Annotated in this window: 2 protein-coding genes; both read right to left on the bottom strand. The window is 33.5% G+C overall.

What is annotated here, in order from left to right; translation table 11 throughout:
• Window positions 1-152: 152 nt before the first annotated feature.
• Window positions 153-749, bottom strand: coding sequence for an aminodeoxychorismate/anthranilate synthase component II (locus BUCILAFE3058_RS02060; protein WP_154061781.1), 597 nt, complete (start codon window positions 747-749; stop codon window positions 153-155).
• Window positions 742-2,316, bottom strand: coding sequence for an anthranilate synthase component 1 (locus BUCILAFE3058_RS02065; protein ID WP_154061783.1), 1,575 nt, complete (start codon window positions 2,314-2,316; stop codon window positions 742-744). Before BUCILAFE3058_RS02065 ends, BUCILAFE3058_RS02060 begins: the two co-directional genes overlap by 8 nt.
• Window positions 2,317-2,757 lie beyond the last annotated feature (441 nt).

Genomic DNA, 2,757 nt, shown 5'->3' on the forward strand with positions numbered 1-2,757 from the left:
CACCGGTTATGCACCGGTTATGCACCGGTTATGCACCGGTTATGCACTAATTAAATTAATTTTAAATACTTTCGTCATTATATCTATTAAGGTACTAGTAAATGATGTGAAATGAATGGATAAAATATCTGTAACTGTTTATAATATGATCTTTACACCATCCTTTTATATGCGCGATACAACCAATGCAATGTATCGTGTAAGAGTTGAGACCCCAATGGAGTTAAAATGGATTCAGGATGAAATTGTAAACCGCACACATAATCATATATATGTTTAACGCCCATAACGGTTTGTTCATATCGTGCATTCACCTGTAAATCAGATGGAATGGTGGAACACAATAGGGAATGATATCGAGCTACCAATAAAGGATTAGGGAGTTTTGAAAACATATCTTTTTGGTCATGTACAATATAAGATGTTTTTCCATGCATAACATTAGATGATACATTAACTACTCCACCATATGACTGTACGATAGCCTGATGCCCCAAACAAATACCTAATATAGGGATTTTTCCTTTTATTGAATCAATTAATGCGAGCATAGATCCAGCCGTATCGGGTGAACCTGGTCCGGGGGACAATATAACTATAGGTTGATGCATACGTTCCAATGCTAACATGAGTACCGATAAGGGTGTAGTGTTACGATATATGATGACTGTTCGATGATATGATCGTAATATATCAACTATATTATAAGTAAATGAATCAAGGTTATCCAATAAGAGGATATCAGACATAATATTTTCCTGTATCAACATGATGTGTTTTAAAAATCGCCTGTAAAATAGCCTGTGCTTTATTTTTACCCTCCTCTATTTCTTCATTAATGATGGAATCATATACAATACCCGCCCCCGACTGTATTGTAGCGACATGGTTTTGAACAAAAGCAGAACGAATAACAATACATGTATCAAACGATCCAGATCCTGTAAAATATCCAATTGATCCTCCATATGCACCCCTACGTACCGATTCATATTGAGCAATTAACTGCATAGCACGTAATTTAGGGGCGCCCGTTAAAGTCCCCATGTTCATGCAGGATTGATAGGCATGAAATACATCTAAATGATTTTGTAATATACCGGTGACCCGTGATACTAAATGCATGACATAGGAATATTTTTCTACTTTCATTAATTGAGAGACATAACGACTATTTGTTGTACACACTCTAGCTAAATCATTACGTGCAACATCCACTAACATCAGGTGTTCTGATAATTCTTTTTGATTGGTCCGTAATGATAGTTCGATACGATTATCTAGATCTTGATCAATGTTCCCATCTATATCCAATCCACGGGGACGCGTTCCAGCAATAGGATATAGTGTAATCATACGGTTATCGGCAGAATATTTAAGATAACTTTCAGGCGAAGCACCGAATAATGTAAATTCTGAATCCTGCATAAAGAACATATAAGGACTCGGATTATTTTTTTTTAAAATATTATAAGTACCCAATGGATGTGTGCATGCACAATAAAATTGTCGTGATGGAACAACTTGAAAAATCTCCCCCTGCGTAATATATGTATGCATATTATGGATGATAGCGGCATATTCAGTATCACTCATATTACTAGTGACATCTATTTTTTGTGTAGGAGCGGATGGAATGGATAATAGATCTTTATTGGTCTGTAATGTCTGATCTATCTGTTGCATACGGGTATATAATCGACTCCTTTCCAATATATTATTAGTGAATACATGTGTATGTAGTATAGCCGTTTGTTCACTATGGTCCATAATCATCATTGATTCTGCTAAATAAAAACATAAATCGGGGCATACTACCGATATATTGGATGGTGGAATATTTTCAAATGAATGAATTAAATCATAGGATAATAATCCCGCAAAAAATAATGATGACAACGATCCAGATGCATTCTGCACAATTTGTCTTAACCAGCGAAAGCAATCAAATATAGAGGAACGTAATAGTCGTTCATTCTCTTCAATGGGTTGTACATATAAGGAAAAATATATAATACGCTGACATTCAGTAGCCACCACAGTAATAGTTGATGGGATAATCATATCCAATTGGGTCAATAAACACACTCCATTATTTGATAAAGCAGTAATTGTCACTACATTTGCCTGTGCCGTAATACGTATCGCGCTATCTATAATTAACGTACTATTTCTCGGAACTTTACTATCGATTTCTGATGACTCTAATAATAAGGTATTGACTTTATCAGAACACAATTGATGAAAAATTTCTGTTGGATTGAGATGATAACGTGTGCGCCGGGTCCATGTGGTAACACTATGTAACATAGACATATTATATTTCTCCATATGATGGATACATAAAAATATTTTGATTCATATAATGTATGATTTCTTTAAATCAAATATATCATTACTCTGTTTATTATATTTTAATGGTGTTTGTAAAATTTTGAATATATACACCATATAATCATTATATATATATGTAGTAGATATTTATATTTTATTTTGCATCTATCATTATGCATATCTATATGTTTCTGAAGTATCAATATATATTCTGATGTATATCATATTTAACTAATTGATGTATCAAGATAAATTAACACTATTGAAACATATAGATAGATATTATCATCAACCGTACACACCGGTTATGCACCGGTTATGCACCGGTTATGCACCGGTTATGCACCGGTTATCTAATTAAATTAATTTTAAATACTTTCGTCATTATATCTATTAAGGTACTAGTAAATGATGTGAAATGAA

Origin of the sequence: Buchnera aphidicola (Cinara laricifoliae), assembly GCF_900698945.1 — a bacterium.
GTDB classification, from domain to species: domain Bacteria; phylum Pseudomonadota; class Gammaproteobacteria; order Enterobacterales; family Enterobacteriaceae; genus Buchnera_F; species Buchnera_F aphidicola_AC.